Genomic DNA, 23642 nt, shown 5'->3' on the forward strand with positions numbered 1-23642 from the left:
GCCCTCAGTCCTGGTGCGGGTAGCGGTGGTCGGTGGGCGGGACGAATGTTTCTTTGATCACCCGCGGGCTGGTCCACCGCATGAGGTTCGCCATCGACCCGGCCTTGTCGTTGGTGCCGCTGGCCCGGGAGCCGCCGAACGGCTGCTGTCCCACGATCGACCCGGTGGGCTTGTCGTTGATGTAGAAGTTGCCCGCCGCAAACCGCAGCTGCCGGGTCGCCGCGAGGATCGCAGCCCGGTCGGTGGCGATGATGGCGCCGGTCAGCCCGTAGGGTGCGCCGCGATCGACGAGGCGGAGCACCTCCTCGTAGGCGTGGTCGTCGTAGACGTAGACCGCGAGGACCGGCCCGAAGTACTCGGTGGTGAACACCTCGTGGCTCGGGTCGCTGCCGAGGAGGACCGTGGGGCGCACAAAGTAGCCGACGCTGTCGTCGGCAGTGCCGCCGACGAGCACGTCGATCGTCGGATCCGTGCGCACCCGGTCGAGCAGGCGGGCGAGGCGGTCGTAGGCGCGGCGGTCGATGACTGCGCCCAGGAAGTTGCGGAAGTCGGTGACGTCGCCCATGGGGAGCGCGTCGACCTGGGCGAGGAAGTCGTCACGCATCCGCTCCCACACCGAGCGGGCGATGAAGGCACGGGAGGCAGCGGAGCACTTCTGGCCTTGGTATTCGAACGCACCGCGCAGCAGGGCGGTGCGGAGCACGTCGACATCGGCGGAAGCGTGCGCGACCACGAAGTCTTTGCCGCCGGTCTCTCCGACGATGCGCGGGTAACTGCGGTAGCGGGCAATGTTCTCCCCGACGGTCCGCCACAGGTACTGGAAGGTCCGGGTGGAGCCGGTGAAGTGGATGCCCGCCAGGTCGGGGTGGGTGAGGGCGACTTCGGAGAGCGCCACGCCGTCGCCGGTGACCAGGTTGATGACACCGGGCGGCAGTCCGGCTGCTTCCAGCAGTTCCATGGTCAGGCAGGCGGCGAGCGTCTGGGTGGGGGACGGTTTCCACACCACGACGTTGCCCATGAGCGCGGGCGCGGTGGGGAGGTTTCCGGCGATCGCCGTGAAGTTGAACGGGGTGATCGCGTAGACGAACCCTTCCAAGGGGCGGTGGTCGGTGCGGTTCCACGTGCCCGGCGCGTGGACGAGCGGCTGTTCTGCGAGGATCTGGCGGGCGAAGTGCACGTTGAACCGCCAGAAGTCGGCGAGTTCGCAGACCGCGTCGATCTCGGCTTGGATCACGGTCTTGGACTGCCCCAGCATGGTTGCCGCGTTGAGGCGCTGCCGCCACGGGCCGGAGAGGAGGTCGGCGGCGCGCAGCAGGATCGCGGCCCGCTCGTCGAAGGGGGTGTCCCGCCACGCGGGGGCGGCGTGGAGGGCAGCGGCGATGGCGTCCCGGGCGTCCTCGTGGGTGGCGTTGCCGAGAATGCCGAGCACGGAGGCGTGGCGGTGCGGTTGGACAACGTCGATGCGTGCCCCGCCGCCGAGGCGCCGCGTGCCGCCGATAGTCATGGGGAGTTCTCTGGGCTGGTCGGCGAGTGCGGTGAGGTAGCGGGTGAGTTCGGCGCGTTCCGGGCTGCCGGGCGCGTAGGACAGGACCGGCTCGTTGACGGGTGCGGGAACGTTGGTCACGGCGTCCATGGATGACCCCCTGGTGTGGTGTCGCGGGTGGACTAGGCCAGTACCCAGAAGGGACTCCTTGTGGGCGTCCCCGGGGGAAAGTGAGGTGCGGGTGGTTCGAGTCGGTGGAAAGACCGGTCGGCTGTGTGAGGGTTTCTACCCGCGAACTGGCCCGCCCAGTGGGGGATTTCGCACCCGGAAGGCTGTTTTGTCGGGGATGGACGCCAGGGGTTGCGGCAAAAGAAAAAGCCCGGTCCTGAATGCAGGAGCCGGACCTGGGAGTTTCTCAGTCCACCGTGACGGGTGGGTGAGGAGTACCCTCGGTCGGATTCGAACCGACACTTATGACCCTTTTAGGGGGCCTGCCTCTACCGTTGGGCTACGAGGGCGCATCTAGCATACCGGTCACCACGCCACTTTTTCTGTGGTTTGGAGTTTTACTTCACCATCGAGTACGAAGTGTTGTGGACCCGTTCCGATTCGAAACGGGTCCACTACCTTCTGTCGTTTTTTCGTCGGGAAGCAGTGCCTCGGTTCAGGAGACGCGGCGCAGGTTGCTGCCGTCGACTTGCGGGCGGGCTGCTTCGGTGAACGCCTGACGGGGCTGGCTCATCTCCGGGATCGACGCGAAGTCGCGGCGCAGGAAGAAGCCCAGCGTCCAGTCGGCGAGGACCCGCATCTTGCGGTTGAACGTCGGCACCGCCAGCAGGTGGTAGCTGCGGTGCGCCAGCCACGCGGGCAGCCCGGTCAGCTTGACCGCGCCGAACACTTGGGCCGCGCCCTTGTACATGCCGAGTCCGGCGACCGCCCCCAGGTTCTTGTGCCGGTAGGGCTTGAGTTCCTTGCCGCGCAGGGTGGCGATGATGTTGTCGGCCAGGACCGGGGCCTGGCGGACCGCGTTCTGCGCGTTGGGCGGGTAATAGCCGCCGTTGCCGTCCGGGACTTGGGCGTTGTCGCCGCCCGCGAAGGCGTTCTCCACCCCCCTGACGGTCAAGTATTCGGTGGTGTCCACGTGGCCCTTGGGGCCCAGCGGCAGGTCGGAGGCTTGGACGACCGGGCTGGGCTTGACGCCGGCGGTCCACACCAGGGTGCCGGCTTCGAACTCGGTGCCGTCGCTGAGCTTGATGCGCTGGTCGACCGCTGACTCCAGGAAGGTGGACAGGCGCACGTCGATGCCGCGGTTGCGGAGCTGCTGGAGTGCCTTGGCGCCCACCTCGGGGCCGACCTCGGGCAGGATGCGGTCGGCGGCCTCAATGAGGTAGAAGTGCAGGTCGTCGATGCTGATCGACGGGTAGATCCGGGTGGCGTCGCGGGCGAGGTCTTCCAGCTCCGCGATGGCTTCGGCCCCCGCGAACCCGCCGCCGACGAACACGAAGTTCAGCGCCTTGCGCCGCACTCGCGGGTCGTCGGTGGAGTCAGCGATGTTGAGCTGCTCCAGCACGTGGTTGCGCAGATAGGCGGCTTCCTGGACGGTTTTGATGCCGATGCCGTGCTCCGCTAGCCCAGGAATGGGGAGGGTGCGGGAGACTGCTCCAGCCGCCATGACCAGGTAGTCGTAGGTGAGCTCGCGGCGCTCCCCCTCGTTGGTCACGCATTCGACCCGGCGCTGGGCGTGTTCGATGCGCACGACCCGGCCGTTGAGGACGCGGGTGCGGCGCAGGACTTTGCGCAGCGGGACGACGACGTTGCGCGGGGAGATGCTGCCCGCGGCCGTCTCAGGCAGGAACGGCTGGTAGGTCATGTAGGAGTTGGGGTCCACCACGGTGATGCGGGCTTCTCCCGGTCCCAGCTTCTTCTCCAGCCGCTTCGCGGTGTACATGCCCAGGTACCCACCGCCAACGATGAGCACGTGCGGGATCTCCGATGCGTCACCGCCGCCGGGCACCAGCCGGTAGTTCCTGCTTTCGGTCATCGTTGTTCCGCCCCTGCTTCCCCGATCCCACGGCTCCACCGAGCGTAAAGATCGGCAAATTTTCTTCGCCTGTCACCTTCTGCATGGATTCACCGCAGAAACCATGCGATTTTTAAGCCAAGGCGAGATCTCGCCCCTCTCGTCCTGCTTGTGCATTCTTTCACAAGCTACCCACGTCAGCCAAGGAACAGATTGGAAAGGTTTAAACCAGGATAAACCACCCTAGAGCAGCGTTTCCGCAGGTCAGGATATATGTGAATGCTTTCACAAGCCTGGTGCGGCGTGACCCGGTTCACGGATCCCAGGACGGTTGACCTGACGAAATCCCCTGGTCACCCGCGGAAACCGGGCCCGGTGCACCGCACCTCACGCGCTAGCCGGGGCCTCCACGGCCAGACTCCACGCGATGCCGTCCAAGATGTCGTGCTCACTGGCGACGAACTCCGCCGCCCCCGTCCGGGCCAGCACCCGCTCCACGATGAGCGAACCCGCGCCGATCACATCCACCCGGCCCGGATGCATCACCCCGATCGCGGCCCGCTGCTCGTGCGGCATCGCCAACAGCTCAGCGGTGATCTCACGGAGCCGCTCCACCGGCACCCGGGCGTGGTGGATCCGCTCCGGGTCGTAGGCGGGAAGCCCTTGCGCGATCCCGGCCAGCGTGGTCGCTGTTCCCGCCACGCACACCACGGTCGCGGCCTCCCCCAGCGGCACCACCGCCGCGGCCTGGTCCAACGCTGCTTCGATGTCGGCGGTCGCCGCCGCAACCTGCTCCGCCGTGGGCGGATCAGCGTGGAAGTGCCGCTCCGTCATCCGCACGCAGCCGATGTTGACCGAGCACTGGGCGCGGACCGCGCTCGCCCCGGCATCCCCGGTGTGGCCCAGCACAAACTCGGTGGACCCCCCGCCGACGTCCACGACCAGGTAGGGGCGGTGCAGCCCGGAGCCCTCCCCCATCGCTTCCAGCTCCGCGGTCGCCCCCACGAAAGACAGCTCGGCCTCCTCCTCGCCGCTGATCACCTCAGGCTCCACGCCGAGGATCTTGCGCACACCCGAGACAAACTCGTCCCGGTTGGCGGCGTCCCGGGTCGCGCTGGTCGCCACCATGCGCACCGAATCCGGGCTGAGCTGGACCCCGTAGCCGCGCATCACGTCCACGTAGTCGCGGAGCACGTCGAACGTGCGCTGCAACGCCTCCGGGGCGAACATGCCAGTGCGGTCCACCCCCTGGCCGAGCCGGACCACCTCCATACGGCGGTCCACGTCCAGCAACTGGATGTCCTCACCGTCCGCGTCCAGCACTCCAGCGACGAGCAGTCGGAGGGAGTTGGTTCCGCAATCGATGGCCGCGACCGTTCTCACTGGTCCTTGCCGTTCCTCTCGGTCTTCTCGCTACGGTCACTGCACACGCACGGCCCCCGGTCCCACCACGGGGGAAGCTGGTCCAGCGCCTCCCGGCCCAGCGGGTTGCTCCCGGGAACGGCAAGTTCGTGCGCGACCAGCGCATGCAGGCATTTGACACGCTTAGGCATACCGCCCGCGCTCTGCATCCCCTTGGGCAGCGGTTCGAGCCCCAGCTTCTCCGCGAGCGCGGCACGCTCCGCCAGATAGGACTCGTGCGCCCTGGTGTAGGCGGCCCGCAGCTCGGCGTCGTGCTGCAGCCGCTCCGTCATCTCCCGCATCAGCCCGCTGCTCTCCAACCGGCCGATCGCGGAGGCCGCGCGGGGACACGTCAAGTAGTACAAGGTGGGGAAAGGAGACCCGTCCGCCAGCCGGGGAGCGGTGCGCACCACATCGGGAAGCCCGCACGGGCACCGGTGCGCCACCTCGTACACGGCCCGGGGCGGCCGTCCCAACTGCTGCCGGATGATCTCGACATCCTCGGCGCTGACTCGCCGGGCGGGAAGCTGGTCTGCGGAGTTCATGGTCCACTCAGCCTACTCCCGTCGTGGCCTCCCGCGTTCCTCCCGGCCCGGTACTGCGGCGTTCAGCCTTGCGGCTGGTCGGCTTCCGCCACCGAATCCCACAGTTCGACAAACCACGGGTTGGACGGGCTGCGCTCCGGCACGGCCTCCTCTTCCGGGGTGCCGCCGATGATGATGTAGGTCTGCTCGCCCGGGTACTGGTAGTGCAGCCGCGAACGCGCTTCCCGCTCGATGTAGGCGGGGTCTTGGAGCTCCTCGTAGCGCGCGGTCAGCTCCGCAACCGACTCCTGGATCCGCGCCCGCTCCTCTTTCAACTGGGCGATCCGCGCCCGCTGGGCAATGTACTCGCGCAGCGGATAAGCCAGGCTCAGTGCGATCACGCAGACCAGCAGCGCAAGGACTGCGGCCCGGCTGGTCAACGCCGGCCTGCTGCTCGCCTGAGCGGCGGTGCGGCGGCCGCGGGACGCCGCGGCGGCCGCGGGCCGGGTCCGGCCGCCGGGGGACTTCTTCCCGGCGGCCTTCGACGGTTTCGAGGCACCGGACGGTGAGCCCCCCGTCGTACGCGGACGGCGGCCACTGGACGGGTCCGGCACCTTCACCACGGGATCAGCCCTGTCGCGCGAAACGCGGGAACGCGTTGGCTCCGGCGTAGACGGCTGCGTCGTCGAGCTCTTCTTCGATCCGCAGCAGCTGGTTGTACTTGGCGACCCGCTCGCTGCGCGCCGGGGCACCCGTCTTGATCTGCCCCGAGTTCGTCGCCACCGCGATGTCGGCGATCGTGGTGTCCTCGGTCTCACCAGACCGGTGGCTGATCATCGCGGTGTACCGGTTGCGCTGCGCCAGCGACACCGCGTCCAAAGTCTCGCTGAGCGTACCGATCTGGTTCACCTTGACCAGCAGCGAGTTGGCAGCGCCCTCGTCGATACCGCGCTGCAGCCGCTCCGGGTTGGTGACGAACAGGTCGTCGCCGACCAGTTGCAGCCGGTCGCCGAGGGACTCGGTGAGCGCCTTCCACCCGGCCCAGTCTTCCTCGCTGAGCGGGTCCTCGATCGACACCAGCGGGTAGGACTCGACCAGCTCGGTGTAGTAGGCGGCCATCTCCTCCGCGCTGCGGCTGGAGCCCTCGAACTGGTAGGCGCCGTCCGCGTAGAACTCGGTGGCGGCCACGTCCAAGGCCAGGGCGATGTCCTGGCCCAGCGTGAAGCCCGCCTTCGTGATGGCTTCGCTGATCAGGTCGAGCGCGGCGCGGTTGCTGTCCAGGTTGGGCGCGAACCCGCCCTCGTCACCGACACCGGTGGCCAGGCCGTGGGCTTTGAGCACCGCCTTGAGCGAGTGGTAGACCTCCGCGCCCCAGCGCAGCGCCTCCCGGAAGCTCTCCGCCCCGATGGGGGCGATCATGAACTCCTGGATGTCGACGTTGGTGTCCGCGTGCGCACCCCCGTTGAGGATGTTCATCATCGGCACCGGCAGCACGTGGGCGTTCGGGCCGCCCAGGTAGCGGAAGAGCGGCAGGTCCGCGCTCTCCGCGGCCGCCTTGGCCACCGCCAGGGAGACACCCAGGATGGCGTTGGCGCCCAGGCGCGACTTGTCGGGGGTACCGTCCAGGGTGATCAGGGCGCTGTCGACGAGCCGCTGCTCCTCGGCCTCGTAACCCACGATCTGTTCGGAGATTTCCTCGTTGACCGCGGCGACGGCCTTCTCCACGCCCTTACCGCCGTAACGGTCGCCACCATCGCGCAGTTCGACCGCTTCGAACTGACCGGTGGACGCGCCACTGGGGACAGCCGCCCGGGCAATCGTCCCGTCGTCGAGTGCGACCTCGACCTCGACCGTCGGGTTACCGCGGGAGTCGAGAATCTCCCGTGCGTGTACTGCCTCGATCGACGCCAACGTAGTACTCCATTTCCTCGCGTCTGTGCGTGGTCCCGGTCGGTCCCGCGCACTGCGCTGTCCGAGACCCGGCCGGTGGGGTAGACATCAGTCGCACAGTGCCCAAAAAGTGTCCCGGGTCACCACGCGAACCACCCAGAGCCTACCGATCCGGGTACCGCCACGTCTCCCCCACGACACGGATTGGTTTAGTCCATTTCTCTCAAACCCCTGATCATCCGGGATATCCCCTTTCACGGTTGTGAGACGCACCTCACGTCGCACGGCTGGGACACCCCTGTGCTGCCGCGCCCTGTGGTCTCCTCGATACCCACAGAACCCGCGAAACACACGGGTGGCACGGCCCTCCCGTGTCCCTTCAGCCACCTGCAGCGACGTGCTACCCGCCTCACCGCACCCTGGCAGGGGTCCGCTTATAGTTCGCTATGTCCACTGTGCCGCCGCACAGACCTTTCGAGGCGGGACATGACCTATACGACCGCGCCCCGCCTTAGGCGGCGGCACACCATCGAGCTCGCCATGCTCGCCGTGGCGCTCACCGTATTCGCCACCGGCCTGTGCCTGACCGGGCTCCAACTGCACGCACAGGTGCCCGACCTGCTGTGGCTGGCCACCGCAGTCCTCGGCGGCAGTGCACTCGCCGTGCACGTAGCCCTGCGGTTCTGCGCCCCCTGGGCCGACCCCCTGATCCTGCCGCTCGCGGTCCTCCTCAACGGGATCGGCTTCATCGTCATCTGGGGGCTGCACGCCGAAGCCGGCGACCCGCCCACTGCCGCATTCCGGCAACTCCTGTGGACCGGGCTGGGACAGCTCGGTTGTCTGACCACAGTGCTGCTGGTCCGCCACCCGCAGCGCCTGCAGCGCTACCCCTACCTGATGGCGTTGGCCGGGCTGGTCCTGCTCGCCTCGCCCATGCTGCCCGTGATCGGCCTCGACCAGTACGGCTCCCGCCGCTGGCTGTCCTTCAACGGTTTCACCGTGCAGCCCTCAGAGTTCGCCAAGATCCCGCTGGTGCTCTTCCTCGCCGCCTACCTCGGCATGAAACGCGACATCCTCGCGCTGGCCGCCGCCCAGATCACCGTGCGCGGCGTCAAGATCTTCAGCGTGCCGCGGATGCGCGACATGGGCCCGATGACCGCGGCGTGGGGCATCGCCATCCTCATCCTCGTCGGCACCAAAGACCTCGGCACGTCACTGCTGCTGTTCACCGTGTTCCTGGCGATGCTCTACACCGCCACCCTGCGCAAATCCTGGGTCGGGATCGGCGTGGCCATGTTCCTCGCCGGGGCTTACGTCGCCTACCTGCTTTTCTGGCATGTCCGCCAGCGGGTGACGATCTGGCTGCACGCGTTCGACCCCGGCGTCTACTACGCACCGCAAGGCAGCGCCCAAGTGGTGGAGGGACTGTTCGCGCTCGCTGACGGAGGACTGTTCGGCCTCGGGTTCGGCCAAGGGCGCGCCGCTACCCTCTTCGCCTCCGACAGCGACCTGATCATGGTGTCGGTGGGAGAGAAGTTCGGGCTGGCCGGGGTCGCCGCGGTGCTGCTGGTGACCCTGCTGCTGGTGGAACGCGCCTTCCGGGTCGCGCTGGCCGCCCGGGACACCTTCGTCAAACTGATGACCACCGGGTTCGCGTTCCTCTGGGCGTTCCAAGTGTTTGTTGTCGTCGGCGGGGTCACGCTGCTGATTCCGCTGAGTGGTATGACTACCCCGCTGCTGTCGGTCGGCGGCTCCTCCCTGGTGACGACCTGGATCATGCTCGGCCTGTGGCTACGGGTGAGCAGTGAGGTCCGCCGTGCCGCCGTCTCCCGCTGCCACGACGACACGGCCACCATGGAACTGCCGCGCTCTGCCGTCAGCCCGACGCCCCCTCCGACTGCTTCCAATAAGAGCGCCACTGATCAGGAGTGAGCTTCCGCGGATCCACCCCATCTGCCCGGGCCGCTTCTTCCACGGCCCGCACCCGGGCATCGAACCGGCGGGCCGCGGCACGCAGGTCCATCTCCGGGTCGGCGGAACGGCGCCGCTCGTCCGCTACCGCCGCGAACAGCGCCCCACCGGGTCCGCCGTCGTCCCCGATCAGGTCTTCAGGCACACCGTTGCGGGCGGCACGCTTCTGCAGCTCGTAGGCGAGCAGCGCGGCGGGCTGCCCGAACGGCACCCCGGCCAGCATGGACACGTCGGCCTGTTCGCCTTTCGCCTCCCGCTCGGCGGCTTTGATCGCCTCCCAGTTGGCGCGGACCTCGTCGGCACCCGCCACTTTCGTGGTGGAGAAAACGTGCGGGTGGCGGCGGACCAGTTTGTCGATGATGGCGTCGGCCACGTCGTCGATCGTGAACCCGTCCGGGCCGCGCTCGGCGGCCACCCGAGCGTGGAACACCACCTGGAGGAGGACGTCGCCCAGTTCCTCGGCGAGAGTGTCGTAGTCGCCCCGTTCGATCGTTTCGACGGTTTCGTAGGCCTCCTCGATGAGGTACTTGGCGAGCGACTCGTGAGTCTGCTCGGAGTCCCAGGGGCATTCGCGTCGCAGGGTGTCCATGACCTCCACCAGCGCGATCAGCCGATGGCCCTGGGGAGTGCCGTTGTGCTCGCTCATACCCCCATTGTGGAGGCCGCCGCGGGTGGGGCGGCCCACGCGGGCGGTCAGCGCGGCAGCCAGCCGCCGGCGCGGAGCGCAGCCACCACGCGCGCCACCGACTCCTCCTCGCTTTCCGTGGACGTGTCGAGGACCAGGTCCGCGTCCTCCGGGGGCTCATAGGGGTCGGAAATCCCGGTGAACGCGGGGATCTCCCCGGCGCGCGCTTTCGCGTAGAGCCCTTTGCGGTCGCGGGCCTCGCACACTTCGAGCGGGGTGGCCACGTAGACGAGGAAGAAGTCCCCTGTCTCTTCCGCCATGCGCCGCACTTCGGCACGGGTGGCCGCATACGGTGCGATGGGGGCGCACACCGCGACCCCGCCGTGCCGGGCGATCTCTGCGGCCACGTATCCGATCCGGCGGATGTTGAGGTCGCGGTCGGCCCGGGAGAACGTCAGACCAGCGGACAGCAGGCGGCGCACCACATCGCCGTCGAGCAGGGTGACCGTGCGCCCGGCCTGGCGGATCTGCTCGGCCACTCCGCGCGCCACCGTGGACTTGCCGGAGCCGGAGAGCCCGGTGAAGAAGAGGACGAGTCCGCGGCGGGTCCGGGCCGGGCGGGTCCGGGCGAGTGCGGCGGCCACCGGTTCCGGGGTGAGCCAGGCGGGAAGCGGCGTCCCCTGGGCGAGGGCCTCGTCGACGGCGGCGGTGTCCCATTCCGGGCGGGCCTGGGCGGGAGGAACCTCGTCGGCGGGCCGCCACCGCTCGTGGACGGTGTCGTACACCCACTCGGTAGCGGCCACCGGTTTCACGGGGAGCTCTGCGGCAGTGCCGGGGAGTTCGCCCACCCCCTCGAGCATGAGGTGGGTGGCGCCGTAGGCGGCGGCGACGTGGGCGGCGAGCAGGCCCCGCCGCTCCGCGGACCATTCGGGGGCGCCGTCGGCAGGTGCGGTGGGCAGGGTGAGGACCGCGAACCGGGTGTGCTCCGGCAGGCAGGGGCGGGCGGCGAGGACCACGGTAGCCGCGCCTTCCCCGTCAAGCGGCGTGTCTACGAGGACCAGCAGGTCGGCGTCGCCCAGGGTGGCGAGGGCGGCCCGGATCTGGGCGAGGGCCCGGTGGTGGAGCGGCCGGTCGGTGACAACAGCCAGCAGCGGTCGGCGCTCGTCCCGCGCGGACCGCACGTCTGCCGCGGTGGCACGCAGGGAGCGGTGCGAGCCGTAGGCGGGCGGGGCTGCGGGCCGGATCGGCCCGGCCAGGCGGACCGTCCCGTCCCGGAAGGACTCGGTGACGGTGAGCTCCGCGAGCGGTGCCCCCTCGGGATCGGCCAGCACCAGCTCGCGCACGTCGGCCAGCGTTTCGGGGACGGTCAGCGTGACCGGAACCGGCCACGCCGCTCCCGCCGGAGGAGGCCCCGGCCGGTCGAGCTCCGCGGCCTCGGCTTGCGCCATGAAACCCGGGAGCGGACAGACTCCGGAGAGCAGCAGCTCCAGGTGGGCCAGTCCTTGCGGCCCCGGGGTGAATACGGCGCGTCCTCCGGTCGGCTGGGTCATCGTCGCTCCCTGATCGAACGGATTTTCCGCCTCAGCCTAGGGGCGGATGGACGGAGTGCCTCTAGGCTGGGGAAGGCCTGTGGATACGTGGCCTTCGCCACTCCCCGTCCGGTGCTTTAAGGCCGTACCGCGACCTCTTCGGGGAACATCCCGGTTTATCCTGGCGTTTCCCTGGGGAGCGGACAACCGCGGGCCTCACTCGCGACTGCTGCCCCGTCCACAGGTCCGTGGATTTCCGATGCGGCCGGCGCACCGCCCCGCGTAGGCTGTATCGGGGAATCCCGACTATGCCTCACGTTCTGCGCCCATTGCGAGCGGGCCGTCCATCGTCACACGCCCCACCTGGTGATATGAGCCTTAATGGACTTCTCTCTGTCGTCACCGGCGACCCAGCCCTGAAGCGAGCGATCGAGACCGCACGCAACGGCCACGATCCTCTCCTCGACCTTGTCGCGCCGCCGTCGGTGCGCCCGTTGATCGTGGCTGGCCTCGCGGCCGACGCTCCGGTGGGAGCGGGACGTCCCGTGCTGGCGCTGACCGCCACGGAGCGTGAGGCCGCTGATCTGAACAGTGCCCTGGGGTCGCTGCTGCCGGCCGACTCGGTGGCGCTGTTCCCCGCGTGGGAGACCCTGCCGCACGAGCGCCTCTCCCCCCGCTCCGACACGGTGGGGCAGCGGTTGGCGGTCCTGCGCCGCCTGACCCACCCGGATCCCGACGATCCGCTCACCGCACCGCTGCGGGTCGTGGTCGCCCCCATCCGGTCCGTGCTGCAGCCGCTGGTCTCCGGGCTGGGTGACCTCCAGCCGGTGCGTGTGCGGGAAGGCGACTCGGTGGCGCTGGACGAGCTCGTCCAGTCGCTGGTCGACATCGGCTATTCGCGGGTCGACCTGGTGGAGAAGCGCGGGGACATCGCGGTGCGCGGCGGCATTCTCGACGTGTTCCCGCCCACCGAAGAGCACCCCCTGCGGTTGGAATTCTGGGGCGACACTGTTGAGGAGATCCGCTACTTCCAGGTCGCTGACCAGCGTTCCATCTCCAAGCCCGGAGCAGCCGAAGCCGGCCTGTTCGCCCCGCCCTGCCGGGAGCTGCTGCTCACCGACACGGTGCGGAAGCGCGCCCGGGCCCTGGCCGCCGAGTACCCGGCGCTTGCCGACATCCTGACGAAGCTGGCGGACGGGGTGGCGGTCGAAGGCATGGAAGCGTTCGCACCGGTGCTCGCGGACCGGATGGAGCTGCTCCTCGACCTGCTGCCGCCGGGCACCCACATCGTGGGCTGCGACCCGGAGCGGATCCGCACCCGGGCCCAGGAGCTGGTCGCGACCAGCCAGGAGTTCCTCGAAGCCTCCTGGATCAACGCTGCTTCCGGCGGGGAGGCGCCCATCGACCTCGGCGCGTCCGCCTACCAGTCGATCGCCGAGCTGCGCTCGCGGGCCCGGGAGCTGGGACTGCCGTGGTGGACCGTCACCCCCTTCGACCCGGGCAACCCTGCCGCAGCTGAAGACGACCACTCGGTGGTGGTCGGCGCCTCAGCTACCGACGCCTACCGGGGGGACACCGAGCGGGCGATCGCCGACGTCAAGTCGTGGCTGCACGAAGGCTGGCGGGTCGTGCTGCTCACCCCCGGACAGGGGCCGGCGGAGCGGCTCGCGTCCATGCTGCGGGACGCCGGGCTGGGCACGCAGTTGCGGGACGCGCTGCCGGAGCCGCCGGAGCCCGCGGTGGCTACGGTCACCACCGGGCTGCTCGAGCACGGTTTCGTGTGGCGGTCGGTCCGCACCGTGCTGCTCACCGAGACCGACCTGGTGGGGCAGCGGTCCTCCACCCGCGACATGCGGCGGATGCCGAGCCGCCGCCGCGGTGTCGACCCGCTCCAGCTCAAACCCGGCGACTACGTGGTGCATGAACAGCACGGGATCGGCCGCTACGTCGAAATGGTGAGCCGGACGATCCAGGGCGCCACGCGCGAGTACCTGGTCATCGAATATGCGCCGTCCAAACGCGGACAGCCGGGGGACCGCCTGTTCGTGCCGACCGACCAGCTCGACGAGGTGACCCGCTATGTCGGCGGGGACTCCCCCACCCTGTCGAAGATGGGCGGCTCCGACTGGGCGAAGGCGAAGAGCCGGGCACGCAAGGCCGTCCGGGAGATCGCCGGGGACCTGATCCGCTTGTACTCGGCCCGCCACGCCTCCCCCGGGCACGCGTTCTCCCCGGACACCCCGTGGCAGCGGGAGTTGGAGGACGCCTTCCCCTACGTGGAGACCCCCGACCAGCTCGCCGCGATTGAAGAGGTCAAGCGCGACATGGAGAAGCCGGTGCCGATGGACCGGCTCATCTGCGGCGACGTCGGCTACGGCAAAACCGAGGTCGCCGTGCGCGCGGCTTTCAAAGCGGTGCAGGACGGCAAGCAGGTGGCGGTGCTGGTGCCCACGACCCTGCTGGTCCAGCAGCACCTGTCCACGTTCACGGAGCGCTACGCCTCGTTCCCGGTGACGGTCCGCCCGCTGTCGCGGTTCCAGAGCGACGCCGAGATCGAACGCATCCGCGAAGGCATGCGCACCGGGGAAGTCGACGTGGTCATCGGCACCCACCGGCTGCTCTCCCCGGAGACCCAGTTCAAAGACTTGGGCCTGGTGATCATCGACGAGGAGCAGCGCTTCGGCGTGGAGCACAAGGAGGCGTTGAAGCGGCTGCGCACCCAGGTGGACGTCCTCTCGATGTCGGCCACTCCCATCCCCCGCACCTTGGAGATGGGGTTGACCGGGATCCGGGAGATGACCACGATCCTCACTCCGCCGGAGGAGCGGCACCCGGTCCTCACGTTTGTGGGCCCCTACGACGAAAAGCAGATTGCCGCGGCCATCCGCCGGGAGCTGATGCGCGAAGGCCAGGTGTTCTTCGTGCACAACCGGGTGGCGTCGATAGAACGGGCCGCCGCCACGGTGAGCCGCCTGGTGCCTGAGGCGCGGGTGGCCTGGGCCCACGGGCAGATGAACGAGCACCAGCTCGAACGGGTCATGGTCGACTTCTGGGAGAAGAAGTTCGACGTCCTGGTCTGCACCACGATCGTGGAATCCGGGCTGGACGTGCCCAACGCCAACACGTTGATCGTGGACCGCGCCGACACCTACGGGCTGGCCCAGTTGCACCAGTTGCGCGGCCGGGTGGGCCGCGGCCGGGAGCGCGCCTACGCCTACTTCCTGTACCCGCCGGACAAGCCGCTCACGGAGACCGCGCACGAGCGGCTGGCCACGGTCGCCCAGCACACGGAGAGCGGTGCGGGCATGTACGTGGCGATGAAGGACTTGGAGATCCGCGGCGCCGGCAACATCCTGGGCACCGAGCAGTCCGGGAGCATTGCGGGGGTCGGTTTCGACCTGTACGTGCGCATGGTCGGCGAGGCGGTGCGGGAGCTCAAGGGCGACCAGAGCGCGGCCCAAGAGGTCGAGACCAAGGTCGAGCTGCCGATCAACGCGCACATCCCGCACGACTATGTGCCGGGTGAGCGGCTGCGGCTGGAGGCTTACCGGAGGATCGCCGAGGTCGCGAGCGAGGACGACATCGCGGCAATCCGCGAGGAGCTGCTCGACCGCTACGGCGAACCCCCGCAGCCGGTGGACAACCTGCTGGCGGTGGCGCGGTTCCGGGTGCTGGCCCGCAGTGCTGGGCTGACCGACGTGGTGCTGCAGGGCACGCAGATCCGGTTCGCCCCGGTGGAGCTGCGCGAATCCCAGCAGTTGCGGCTGCGTCGGCTCTACCCCAAGGCGGTGGTGAAGGCCGCGACGCGGACTCTGATGGTCCCGGTGCCCAAGTCGGGTGGGCTCGGCGGCAAGCAGTTGCGTGACCGCGAACTGTTGACGTGGTGCACCGAACTGGTGGAGGCGATCTTCGAACCGCAGCGGAAGCCGCCGCAGGAGTGACCGTCGTCCCCGCAAAGCTGCCGGGCCGGGCCCTGGTGCGGGGGCGCGGTCTGCGTCCTTGCACGCCGATGTCGTCTGCGCAGACTGGTTGACCTGCGCAGACGACGGGTGTGCCGGGGAGCGGGGTCAGTCAGCGGGCAGCCACAGGTCCGGGCCGAACACTTCGTAGTGGATGTCCTTGGCGGGCACTCCGGCGGCGAGGAACTGGGCGCGGATCTCCCGCATGAAGGGCAGCGGTCCGCACAGGTAGACCTCGGCGTCCGCGGGGACCTCCAGCCCGGTGAGGTCCATCTGCCCGGGCAGGCCGCCGTCTCCTTCCTCGTACCAGACGACGTACTGGGCGTGGGGCAGGCGCGCGATCAGGGTGGAGGTTTCCTGCCACAGCGCGTGCTCGGCGCGGGAGCGGTCGGCGTGCAGGGCCAGGATCCGCCGGGTGGCGCCGGTGGCGGCGAGGTAGTTGAGCATGCCGACGATGGGAGTGCAGCCGATTCCCGCGGTGGCGAACACGAGCGGCCGGTCGCTGTCGGTGAGGACGACGTCTCCGAAGGGGGCGGAGACGGTGAGGGTGTCCCCTGCTTTGGCGGTTGCATACAGCAGGGCGGACATCTCCCCTTCAGGGGTGTGTTCTGTGCCGCGGACCCGTTTGATGGTGATGCGCCGGGTGTGCTCGTCGCCGCCGGAGATGGAGTACTGGCGGATCTGACGGATACCGTCCGGCATGCGGTGGAGCACGCTGACGTATTGGCCGGGCCGCGCTTCGGGGAGGGGGCCGCCGTCGCTGGGCCGCAGGACGAGGGAGAACACGTCGGGGGTCTCTTCGCGGCGGTCCACGATGGTCCATTCCCGCCAGGTGCGGCCGTTGTCGGCGTTCTTCTCCGCGTAGAGGCGGGCTTCGAGCGCGATCAGCGCGCCGCCCATGAGCCAGTACACCTCGTCCCAGGCGGCGATGACTTCGGGGGTGGCTGCGTCGCCGAGGACGTCGGCGATCGCCCCGAACAGGTATTTGTGCACGATGACGTACTGGTCGTCGGTGACCGCGACGGCGGCGTGCTTGTGCGCGATGCGGGCGAGCAGCGCGTCGGGGCGTTCGTCGGGGTTGGCGAGGAGTGCGCTAGCGAATCCGGCGATGGATCCGGCGAGGGCCCGGCGCTGTTCCCCGTTGGCCTGGTTTCCCCGGTTGAACAGGCCGTCGAGGAGTTCGGGGCGCTCGGAGAACATCGTCGAGTAGAAGCGGGAGGTGATCTCGTCGAGGTGGGCCCCGACGACCGGCAGCGTGGCGCGGACGATGTCGGCGGACTGGGTTGACAGCATGCACCCTCCAAAGGGTTGGGGAGCCGAAACCCCCGTTAATTTGCATCCTGGATGCATATTAAAGAGGGGTATACGGGACCCCCACTGACCCCCCACTTAAGGGCACATCACTGTTTTTCCAGTTCAGAGCTGTTTTGCGGACGTTCTGGCGCTCGCAGTTGCACCAGGATCGGGCCTGTGGGGCTCGCCACAAGCGATTCGACCGTCACCTCATCCAAGGCAGCGAAGAACGCTTCCTGCGCCCGCCGCAGCTCCCCGCGCAGACGGCAGGCCGCACGCAACGGGCAGGGCGGATCGTCCTCGCACGCCACCACGTCCTTGCTGCCCTCAAGCTCCCGGACGATCGAACCAACCGTTGCCGCCCGCCCCGCCGGGGTGAGCCGCAACCCGCCACCGCGTCCGCGCCGCGCCTCCACCAGCCCCATCTCGCTCAGCCGCGCCACCGCCTTGGCGGCGTGGGTGTAGGGCACGGCCAACATGCCCGCCACTGAACGCGTGGTGAGCGTCTCCTCCCCAGCAACAGCGAGACGCATCACGATGCGCAGCGACAGATCAGTGAAGGTGGTCAGACGCATGCCCCCACGTTAGGCGCTGTCCGGACCTGCGTCAGCCGGACCGTCATCACACTTCCACAACCAGCATTTCGATACTAAAAGTCATAACAGAGTTACTAATAGTTATGTCATGATGGGGTCATGACCGTGTCCCCTGTCCTCCTTGTCGCAGCCAGCAGCGGCTACCCCGCACAATTGTGGCCCCCGCGCCCCTGGTGGCACAGGAACGAACGATTCTGGATCACCCTGCGCACTGCCGACGCCGCCGCCAGGGCCGCTGATCCACGGCCGTCCCACTCCCGCTCGGCATTCCACCGCGCCGCCGCTCTGACCCGCACCACCCTCACGGCGCTCCGCGTCTTCACCCGGTACCGGCCAGTCATGGTCGTCGTCACCGAAACGCGGAAGACCCCGTTCCTCTTCTTCGCCCGCCTCTTCGGCGTGCCCACCCTCGCCGTCGAAGTCCACGACTGGGTCACCACCGCGACCCGCACCGCACTGCTGTGCCGCCCCACGACCGCCCGCCCCGGCCTGGGAGCGCGGCGGATGAGCGCCGCAGACACCGCGGCGCCGCAGCGCAGCCTCCGTCGGCCCCGCCGCGGCGCCCGCCGCAGGATAGGACGCTGTCAGCCGGCCTGAGTGATCATCCCCGCGCCCACGGTGGCGTTGGTTCCCTCGTCAATCAGGATGAACCCGCCCGTCAGCCGGTTACGCCGGTACTCGTCGACAAAGAGCGGCTGGGCGACCCGCAGCTTGACCCGGCCGATCTCGTTGAGCGCGAGGCTCGTCGCCGACTCGTCCCGTTCCAAAGTGGTCGTGTCGATGCGGTACAGCAGGTCGCGCACCATGACCTTGGCGACGCGCGTGGTGTGCTTGATCAGCAGCTTGGTCCGCGGGGCGAGCGGCGGGCCTTCCGACATCCAGCACACCATGGCGTCCAAGTCCTGGGTGACGGTCGGCTGGTTGTGCGGGCGGCAGATCATGTCCCCGCGCGAAATGTCGATGTCGTCCTCGAGCAGCAGCGTGACCGACATCGGGGGAAACGCTTCGGCCACGTCCCCGTCGGCGGTGACGATCCGCTGAATCCGCGTGGCCATCCCCGACGGGAGGTGGACCACCTCGTCCCCGGGCCTGAGCACCCCGCTCGTGACCTGCCCGGCATAGCCGCGGTAGTCGTGCAGCTCCGGGTCGTCCGCCCGGTACGGCCGGATCACATACTGCACCGGGAACCGCGCGTCGACGAGGTTGCGGTCCGAAGCGATGTGCACGGTCTCCAAGTGCTGGAGCAGGGAAGGACCGTCGTACCACGGCATCGCGGCCGACCGCTCCACCACGTTGTCGCCGTGCAGCGCCGAGATCGGGATGAACGCCAAGTCCCGCACGTCGAGTTTGGCGGCGAACTCGGTGAACTCCGCTTTGATCTCTTCGAAGCGCTCCTGGGAGTAGCCCACCAGGTCCATCTTGTTGACGGCAAGCACCAGGTGGGGGACCTGCAGCAGCGTGGTGAGGAAGGCGTGCCGGCGGCTCTGCTCCTGCACCCCCTTGCGGGCGTCCACCAGGATCACCGCCAGGTCCGCGGTGGAGGCGCCGGTGACCATGTTGCGGGTGTACTGGATGTGTCCGGGGGTGTCCGCGATGATGAACGTCCGCCGCGGAGTCGCGAAGTACCGGTAGGCCACGTCGATCGTGATGCCCTGCTCCCGCTCGGCCCGCAGCCCGTCGGTGAGCAGGGCGAGGTTGGCCTGGTCCTCTCCCCGGGCGAGGCTGGTGCGTTTCACCGCCTCGTACTGGTCTTCCAGGATCGACTTGGTGTCGTAGAGCAGTCGGCCGATCAGAGTGCTCTTACCGTCGTCAACGGAACCGGCCGTCGCAAACCGCAGAATGTCAGTAGCCATGGGCAGTAGATCCAGATGTGTAGGCGCGGACAGATGACTGGGAACACACGAACGGCTAGAAGTAGCCTTCGCGTTTGCGCTCCTCCATCGCGGCCTCGCTCCCGCGGTCGTCTGCGCGGGTCTGTCCGCGCTCAGTGATCCGCGTCGCCGCGATCTCGGCGATCACCTCGTCGAGTGTGGTCGCCGTGGAGAGCACCGCGCCGGTACACGTCATGTCGCCCACCGTGCGGTAGCGGACAGAGGCTTCGAACACCTCCTCGTCCTCGTCCCGGGTGACGTACGGGCTGTCCGGAAGCAGGATGCCGTCCCGTTCGAACACCCGGCGCCGGTGCGCGAAGTAGATCGACGGCAGCCGAAGCCCTTCCCTGCGGATGTAGTGCCACACGTCCAGCTCGGTCCAGTTGGACAGGGGGAAGACCCGGATGTTCTCCCCTCGGTGGACGCGGGTGTTGTAGAGGTTCCACAGCTCCGGCCGCTGGTTCTTGGGGTCCCACTGGCCGAACTCGTCCCGGAACGAGAACACCCGCTCCTTGGCCCGTGCCTTCTCCTCGTCGCGCCGCGCCCCGCCGAACGCCGCGTCGAAGCCGTACTTTTCGATCGCTTCGAGGAGAGCCGCCGTCTGCAGCCGGTTGCGGCTGGCCCACCGGCCCTTGGGCTCCACTACCTTCCCCGCGTCGATCAGGTCCTGCACCGAAGCCACAATGAGCCGTACCCCCAGCTCGGCCACCCGCTTGTCGCGGAACTCGATGACCTCGGGGAAGTTATGGCCGGTGTCCACGTGCATGACCGGGAACGGGATAGGTGCGGGCCAGAACGCCTTCTCGGCGATCCGCAGCATGACCACCGAGTCTTTGCCACCGGAGAAGAGCAGCACCGGACGTTCGAACTCGGCCGCGACCTCACGCATGATGAAGATCGCCTCGGCCTCGAGGAAGTCGAGTTGCGAAAGCTGGTACCGTCCGACGGCGTCGCTGACCTGACTCATGAAACCCGCCTCGTGCTCGCTGCGTCCCCCGAGCCGAGGCGCCGGCCTCAGGCTCAGGTGTGTGGACCCGCGTTGTCCATATCCGCTACGTTACGGATACTGGCCAACAACATACCCGACAACTCCGATCGACATACTAGGATATCGGGCAGGTAGGGGTCTGGCCGGTTGTAGGTCAACGAGCTCCCGTCAATGCGCGACGTGTGCAGGCCAGCTGCCCGGGCCACCGCGACCGGAGCCGCACTGTCCCATTCGTACTGGCCGCCCGCGTGGATGTAGATATCGGCGATCCCCAGCATCACCGCGCTGATCTTGGCGCCCGCCGAACCCATCGGCACCAGCTCGGCACCCAACTGGTTCGCCAGCCGCCGCACGAACTCCGGCGGACGGGTCCGGCTCGTCGTGATCCGCAACCGCTGCCCCGCGGGGCGCTCCTCCGGAAGCCACGGCGGGTCCACCGTAGACAGCGTGCTCCCCTGTGCGGGCAGCGACACCGCACCGGCGACGAGCTCCCCGTTCTCCCACAGTGCGACGTGCACCGCCCAGTCCGTGCGGCCCGCCTCACCGAACTCCCGGGTGCCGTCCAACGGGTCGATAATCCACACGCGGTGTGCTCTGAACCGCCGGGGATCCTCTACCCCTTCCTCCGACAGCACCGGATCGCTGGGCCGCAGCCGTCCCAGTGCGGAGAACAGAAACTCGTGCGACACCCGGTCACCCAGGGTGCGCAGCACTTCCGGTTCGTCGAACCCGTGGCGCTCCCGCAGCCGCAGCAACCGTTGACCGGCCTCAAACGCAAGGTCACGCGCCACTTCGTGATCGTTTCTGATGGTGCTCACCAGGTTCAGCACGCTCCTGTCCCGGACCCCGGATCCCGTATCCGGCATCGCCCCATCCGGACCACCACCAGTGTGGCACGCTCCGCACCTTGCGGGAGCGGTCCGGGAACAATCGTCCAGAACCCTTACGAAGCAGCCGTGTGGTAGACGAGTTGGGCTTTCTCCAACCCGGACGTCACCACTGTCTCCACCGCGTCGGCCGCCCGCGCCACGTGCACATCCAGTTCCTTGCGCTCCGCGGTGGAAAAGTCCTGCAGCACGAACGACGCCGCATCCATCCGCCCCGGCGGACGTCCGATCCCCACGCGCACCCGCACGTAGTCCGGAGAGCCCAGTGAGGCGGTGATCGAACGCAGGCCGTTGTGCCCGGCCGACCCGCCGCCTCGCTTCAGCTTCAGCCGGGCGAACGGAATGTCCAGCTCGTCGTGGACCACGATGATGCGGTCGACCGGCACCTTGTAGAAAGCACTCAGCTTGGCCACCGGTCCGCCGGACAGGTTCATATACGAAGCCGGTTTGGCCAGCACCACCGGCGCATCACCCACGCGTGTCTCCACCACCTGGGCGTGGGCCTTGTGCAACCGCCACCGTTCGCCCCGCTGCGCGGCCAACTCGTCCACCACCATGAAACCCACGTTGTGGCGGTTGCCCGCATACTTGGGCCCGGGATTGCCCAGCCCCACGACCAGCCAACGCTCGCCGCTCACCACCGCACCACTTTCTCCCGGCCGCGCATCCGGTTCCCTGGACACAGACGCGCGGCCTCCCCACAGCCGTGCGAGAAGACCGCGCATCGCTACAGACCCCTTTCGGCGGCGCCGTTACTCGGCGGCCTCTCCCTCCTCTTCCTCCTCGGTGGCCTCGGGAGCGGCCTCGGCGACCACGGACATGACGATCGTCTCGGGGTCCATGGCCAGCTCGACGCCCTCGGGGAGCTTCAGGTCACCAGCGGTGACGTTCGTGCCGATCGGGAGTCCGTCCACGTCCACCTCGATCCCCTCGGGGATACGGGTGGCCTCGGTGCGCACCTCGGCCTGAGCCATCTCCAGGTTGAGGACACCGCCAGCGCCGACCTCGCCCTTCACCAGCAGCGGAACCTCGACCACGACCTTCTCGCCCCGCTGCACGACCAGCAGGTCCACGTGCTCGAGGAAACCCTTGATGGGGTCGCGCTGCACGCTCTTGGGCAGCACGAGGCTCTCTTTCTCGTCGACACCCTCCAGACGCAGCAGCACGTTCGGGGTCTTCAAAGCGAGCATCAGGTCGTGGCCTGGCAGGTTGATGTGGCGGGGAGCGATGCCGTGGCCGTAGAGGACGGCCGGCACCTTGCCCGCGCGACGGGCGCGGCGTGCAGCGCCCTTACCGAACTCGGTGCGCGGCTCGGCAGCGATACGTACCTCGGACACGACGAAACTCCTTGGTGGATCATCCCCCGCAGCGACGGGGAGACACGGCTTCTACGGAAAACAGCCCCGCTCCAATACCAGCGGGAAAACCCAGCACACGCGGGGAAAACACGATCTCGCCGTGCCACTGCCACAGCGGCCCGCGCGAGCACAGAGATCGCCCCGCACACGCGGAGAAGCTCATAGCAGTCTACTGGCTTGGCCGACGCCCCGCGCACAGCGGGACGGTCGACGAATCACGAATCCGCAGACCATCCCGCCCTCTCGATCACTCGAACAGGCTCGTCACTGAACCGTCGCTGAACACCTCGTTGATCGCCCGAGCCAGCAGTGGAGCGATCGATAGCTGGGTCAGCTTGTCGAACTGCCGGTCCTTCGACACCGGCAGCGAGTTGGTGATGACGACCTCGGAAATCCGCGAGTCCTTGAGCCGGTCCACGGCGGGCCCCGACAGCACACCGTGCGTCGCGACCGCGATCACCTTGGCTGCCCCCTGCTCGAACAAGGCGTCCGCGGCCTTCACGATGGTGCCCGCGGTGTCGATCATGTCGTCCACCAGGACACAGGTCCGGCCCCGCACCTCACCGACGACTTCGTGGACCCGCACCTCGTGCGCCACGTCCGGGTCGCGCCGCTTGTGGACGATCGCCAGCGGCGTACCCAGCCGGTCGGCCCACCGGTCTGCGGTGCGCACACGCCCCGAGTCCGGCGACACCACGGTGGTGTTGCTCAGGTCCACGTTGGCCGCCACATAGTCGGCGAGGAGGGGAAGGGCGAACAGGTGGTCGACCGGGCCGTCGAAGAAGCCCTGGATCTGGTCGGTGTGGAGGTCCACCGCCATCAACCGGTCCGCCCCGGCGGCTTTGAACAGGTCCGTGATCAACCGCGCCGAGATCGGCTCCCGCCCCCGGTGCTTCTTGTCCTGGCGCGCGTAGCCGAAGAACGGCGTCACTACGGTGATGCGTTTCGCTGACGCCCGCTTCAGCGCGTCCACCATGATCAACTGCTCCATGATGGACTTGTTGATCGGATCGGAGTGGCACTGGATGACGAAAGCGTCACACCCTCGGACCGACTCCAGGTAGCGGACGAAGATCTCCCCGTTGGCGAAGTCCTGGAACCTGGTGGGAACCGTTTCGATACCCAGTTCCACCGCGACCTCCGCCGCGAGATCGGGGTGGGTCCGTCCCGAGAAGAGCATGAGTTTTTTTTGACCCGCGGCTTTCATGCCGGTCACGTTAACATCCCCCATAGTTCCGGTTTGTTCT

General features: G+C 68.4%; 19 protein-coding genes and 1 tRNA gene. 3 read left to right on the plus strand and 17 right to left on the minus strand.

The annotated features are described in order from the left end of the window. Window positions 1–4: 4 nt before the first annotated feature. From pruA to eno, 7 genes are all read right to left on the minus strand, one after another. Window positions 5–1633, minus strand: coding sequence for an L-glutamate gamma-semialdehyde dehydrogenase (gene pruA, locus CW348_RS07415; RefSeq protein WP_011290880.1), 1629 nt, complete (start codon window positions 1631–1633; stop codon window positions 5–7). Window positions 1634–1927: 294 nt separating this feature from the next. Further along, window positions 1928–2001, minus strand: a tRNA-Leu gene (locus CW348_RS07420). A gap of 146 nt (window positions 2002–2147) precedes the next feature. Then, entirely contained in the window at window positions 2148–3524 is a 1377-nt protein-coding gene (locus tag CW348_RS07425; protein ID WP_011290879.1) for an NAD(P)/FAD-dependent oxidoreductase, read from the minus strand. Window positions 3525–3890: 366 nt separating this feature from the next. Then, window positions 3891–4886, minus strand: coding sequence for a Ppx/GppA phosphatase family protein (locus CW348_RS07430; protein ID WP_011290878.1), 996 nt, complete (start codon window positions 4884–4886; stop codon window positions 3891–3893). Further along, window positions 4883–5449 (minus strand): DUF501 domain-containing protein, encoded by a 567-nt coding sequence (locus CW348_RS07435; protein ID WP_011290877.1) that lies wholly within the window; start codon window positions 5447–5449, stop codon window positions 4883–4885. Before CW348_RS07435 ends, CW348_RS07430 begins: the two co-directional genes overlap by 4 nt. A 62-nt stretch (window positions 5450–5511) precedes the next feature. Beyond that, a complete protein-coding gene (locus CW348_RS07440; RefSeq protein WP_011290876.1) occupies window positions 5512–6051 on the minus strand; it encodes a septum formation initiator family protein in 540 nt (179 codons plus the stop codon). 4 nt (window positions 6052–6055) lie between these two features. After that, window positions 6056–7339, minus strand: a complete 1284-nt coding sequence (gene eno / locus CW348_RS07445) for a phosphopyruvate hydratase (protein ID WP_011290875.1) — start codon at window positions 7337–7339, stop codon at window positions 6056–6058. 465 nt (window positions 7340–7804) lie between these two features. Here eno and CW348_RS07450 point away from each other — a divergent pair, with 465 nt between their 5' ends. Next, window positions 7805–9250: an FtsW/RodA/SpoVE family cell cycle protein gene (locus CW348_RS07450; protein WP_011290874.1), complete on the plus strand. Its 1446-nt coding sequence runs from the start codon at window positions 7805–7807 to the stop codon at window positions 9248–9250. Here the strand turns inward: CW348_RS07450 and CW348_RS07455 are convergent. Further along, window positions 9195–9935, minus strand: a complete 741-nt coding sequence (locus CW348_RS07455; protein ID WP_016188172.1) for a YabN family protein — start codon at window positions 9933–9935, stop codon at window positions 9195–9197. The two genes, CW348_RS07450 and CW348_RS07455, sit on opposite strands and share 56 nt — an antisense overlap. Before the next feature lie 47 nt (window positions 9936–9982). Next, the gene (gene cysC, locus CW348_RS07460; protein ID WP_011290872.1) at window positions 9983–11464 is read right to left on the minus strand and encodes an adenylyl-sulfate kinase; all 1482 of its coding nucleotides are present in this window, start codon (window positions 11462–11464) and stop codon (window positions 9983–9985) included. 350 nt (window positions 11465–11814) lie between these two features. Between cysC and mfd the strand changes: the two genes are divergently transcribed. After that, window positions 11815–15384 (plus strand): transcription-repair coupling factor, encoded by a 3570-nt coding sequence (mfd, locus tag CW348_RS07465; RefSeq protein WP_016188170.1) that lies wholly within the window; start codon window positions 11815–11817, stop codon window positions 15382–15384. 126 nt (window positions 15385–15510) lie between these two features. Here the strand turns inward: mfd and CW348_RS07470 are convergent, their stop codons facing one another. Together CW348_RS07470 and CW348_RS07475 are read right to left on the minus strand one after the other, a co-directional pair. Next, window positions 15511–16695, minus strand: a complete 1185-nt coding sequence (locus CW348_RS07470) for a globin domain-containing protein (protein WP_287463262.1) — start codon at window positions 16693–16695, stop codon at window positions 15511–15513. Window positions 16696–16802: 107 nt separating this feature from the next. Beyond that, window positions 16803–17270, minus strand: a complete 468-nt coding sequence (locus CW348_RS07475; RefSeq protein WP_011290869.1) for an Rrf2 family transcriptional regulator — start codon at window positions 17268–17270, stop codon at window positions 16803–16805. A gap of 120 nt (window positions 17271–17390) precedes the next feature. Here CW348_RS07475 and CW348_RS07480 point away from each other — a divergent pair, with 120 nt between their 5' ends. Then, window positions 17391–17888 (plus strand): hypothetical protein, encoded by a 498-nt coding sequence (locus tag CW348_RS07480; protein ID WP_016188168.1) that lies wholly within the window; start codon window positions 17391–17393, stop codon window positions 17886–17888. Here CW348_RS07480 and cysN read toward each other — a convergent pair. The 6 genes from cysN to CW348_RS07510 form a co-directional block, all read right to left on the minus strand. Continuing rightward, on the minus strand, window positions 17876–19144 hold the full coding sequence (gene cysN, locus CW348_RS07485) for a sulfate adenylyltransferase subunit CysN (protein ID WP_011290867.1): 1269 nt from the start codon (window positions 19142–19144) through the stop codon (window positions 17876–17878). The two genes, CW348_RS07480 and cysN, sit on opposite strands and share 13 nt — an antisense overlap. Before the next feature lie 55 nt (window positions 19145–19199). Further along, window positions 19200–20129 carry a sulfate adenylyltransferase subunit CysD gene (cysD, locus tag CW348_RS07490; RefSeq protein WP_011290866.1) on the minus strand — a complete coding sequence of 310 codons (930 nt, stop codon included), beginning with the start codon at window positions 20127–20129 and terminating at the stop codon, window positions 19200–19202. A 53-nt stretch (window positions 20130–20182) separates the two neighbouring features. Beyond that, a complete protein-coding gene (locus CW348_RS07495; RefSeq protein ID WP_038043217.1) occupies window positions 20183–20968 on the minus strand; it encodes a 3'(2'),5'-bisphosphate nucleotidase CysQ in 786 nt (261 codons plus the stop codon). 125 nt (window positions 20969–21093) lie between these two features. Next, window positions 21094–21762 (minus strand): aminoacyl-tRNA hydrolase, encoded by a 669-nt coding sequence (gene pth, locus CW348_RS07500; protein WP_038043202.1) that lies wholly within the window; start codon window positions 21760–21762, stop codon window positions 21094–21096. Window positions 21763–21789: 27 nt separating this feature from the next. Continuing rightward, the gene (locus CW348_RS07505; protein WP_104612651.1) at window positions 21790–22374 is read right to left on the minus strand and encodes a 50S ribosomal protein L25/general stress protein Ctc; all 585 of its coding nucleotides are present in this window, start codon (window positions 22372–22374) and stop codon (window positions 21790–21792) included. Between the two features lie 268 nt (window positions 22375–22642). Next, window positions 22643–23611 (minus strand): ribose-phosphate diphosphokinase, encoded by a 969-nt coding sequence (locus CW348_RS07510; RefSeq protein WP_011290862.1) that lies wholly within the window; start codon window positions 23609–23611, stop codon window positions 22643–22645. Window positions 23612–23642: the final 31 nt, after the last annotated feature.

The organism is Thermobifida sp. (assembly GCF_017577275.1).
Lineage (GTDB): Bacteria > Actinomycetota > Actinomycetes > Streptosporangiales > Streptosporangiaceae > Thermobifida > Thermobifida fusca.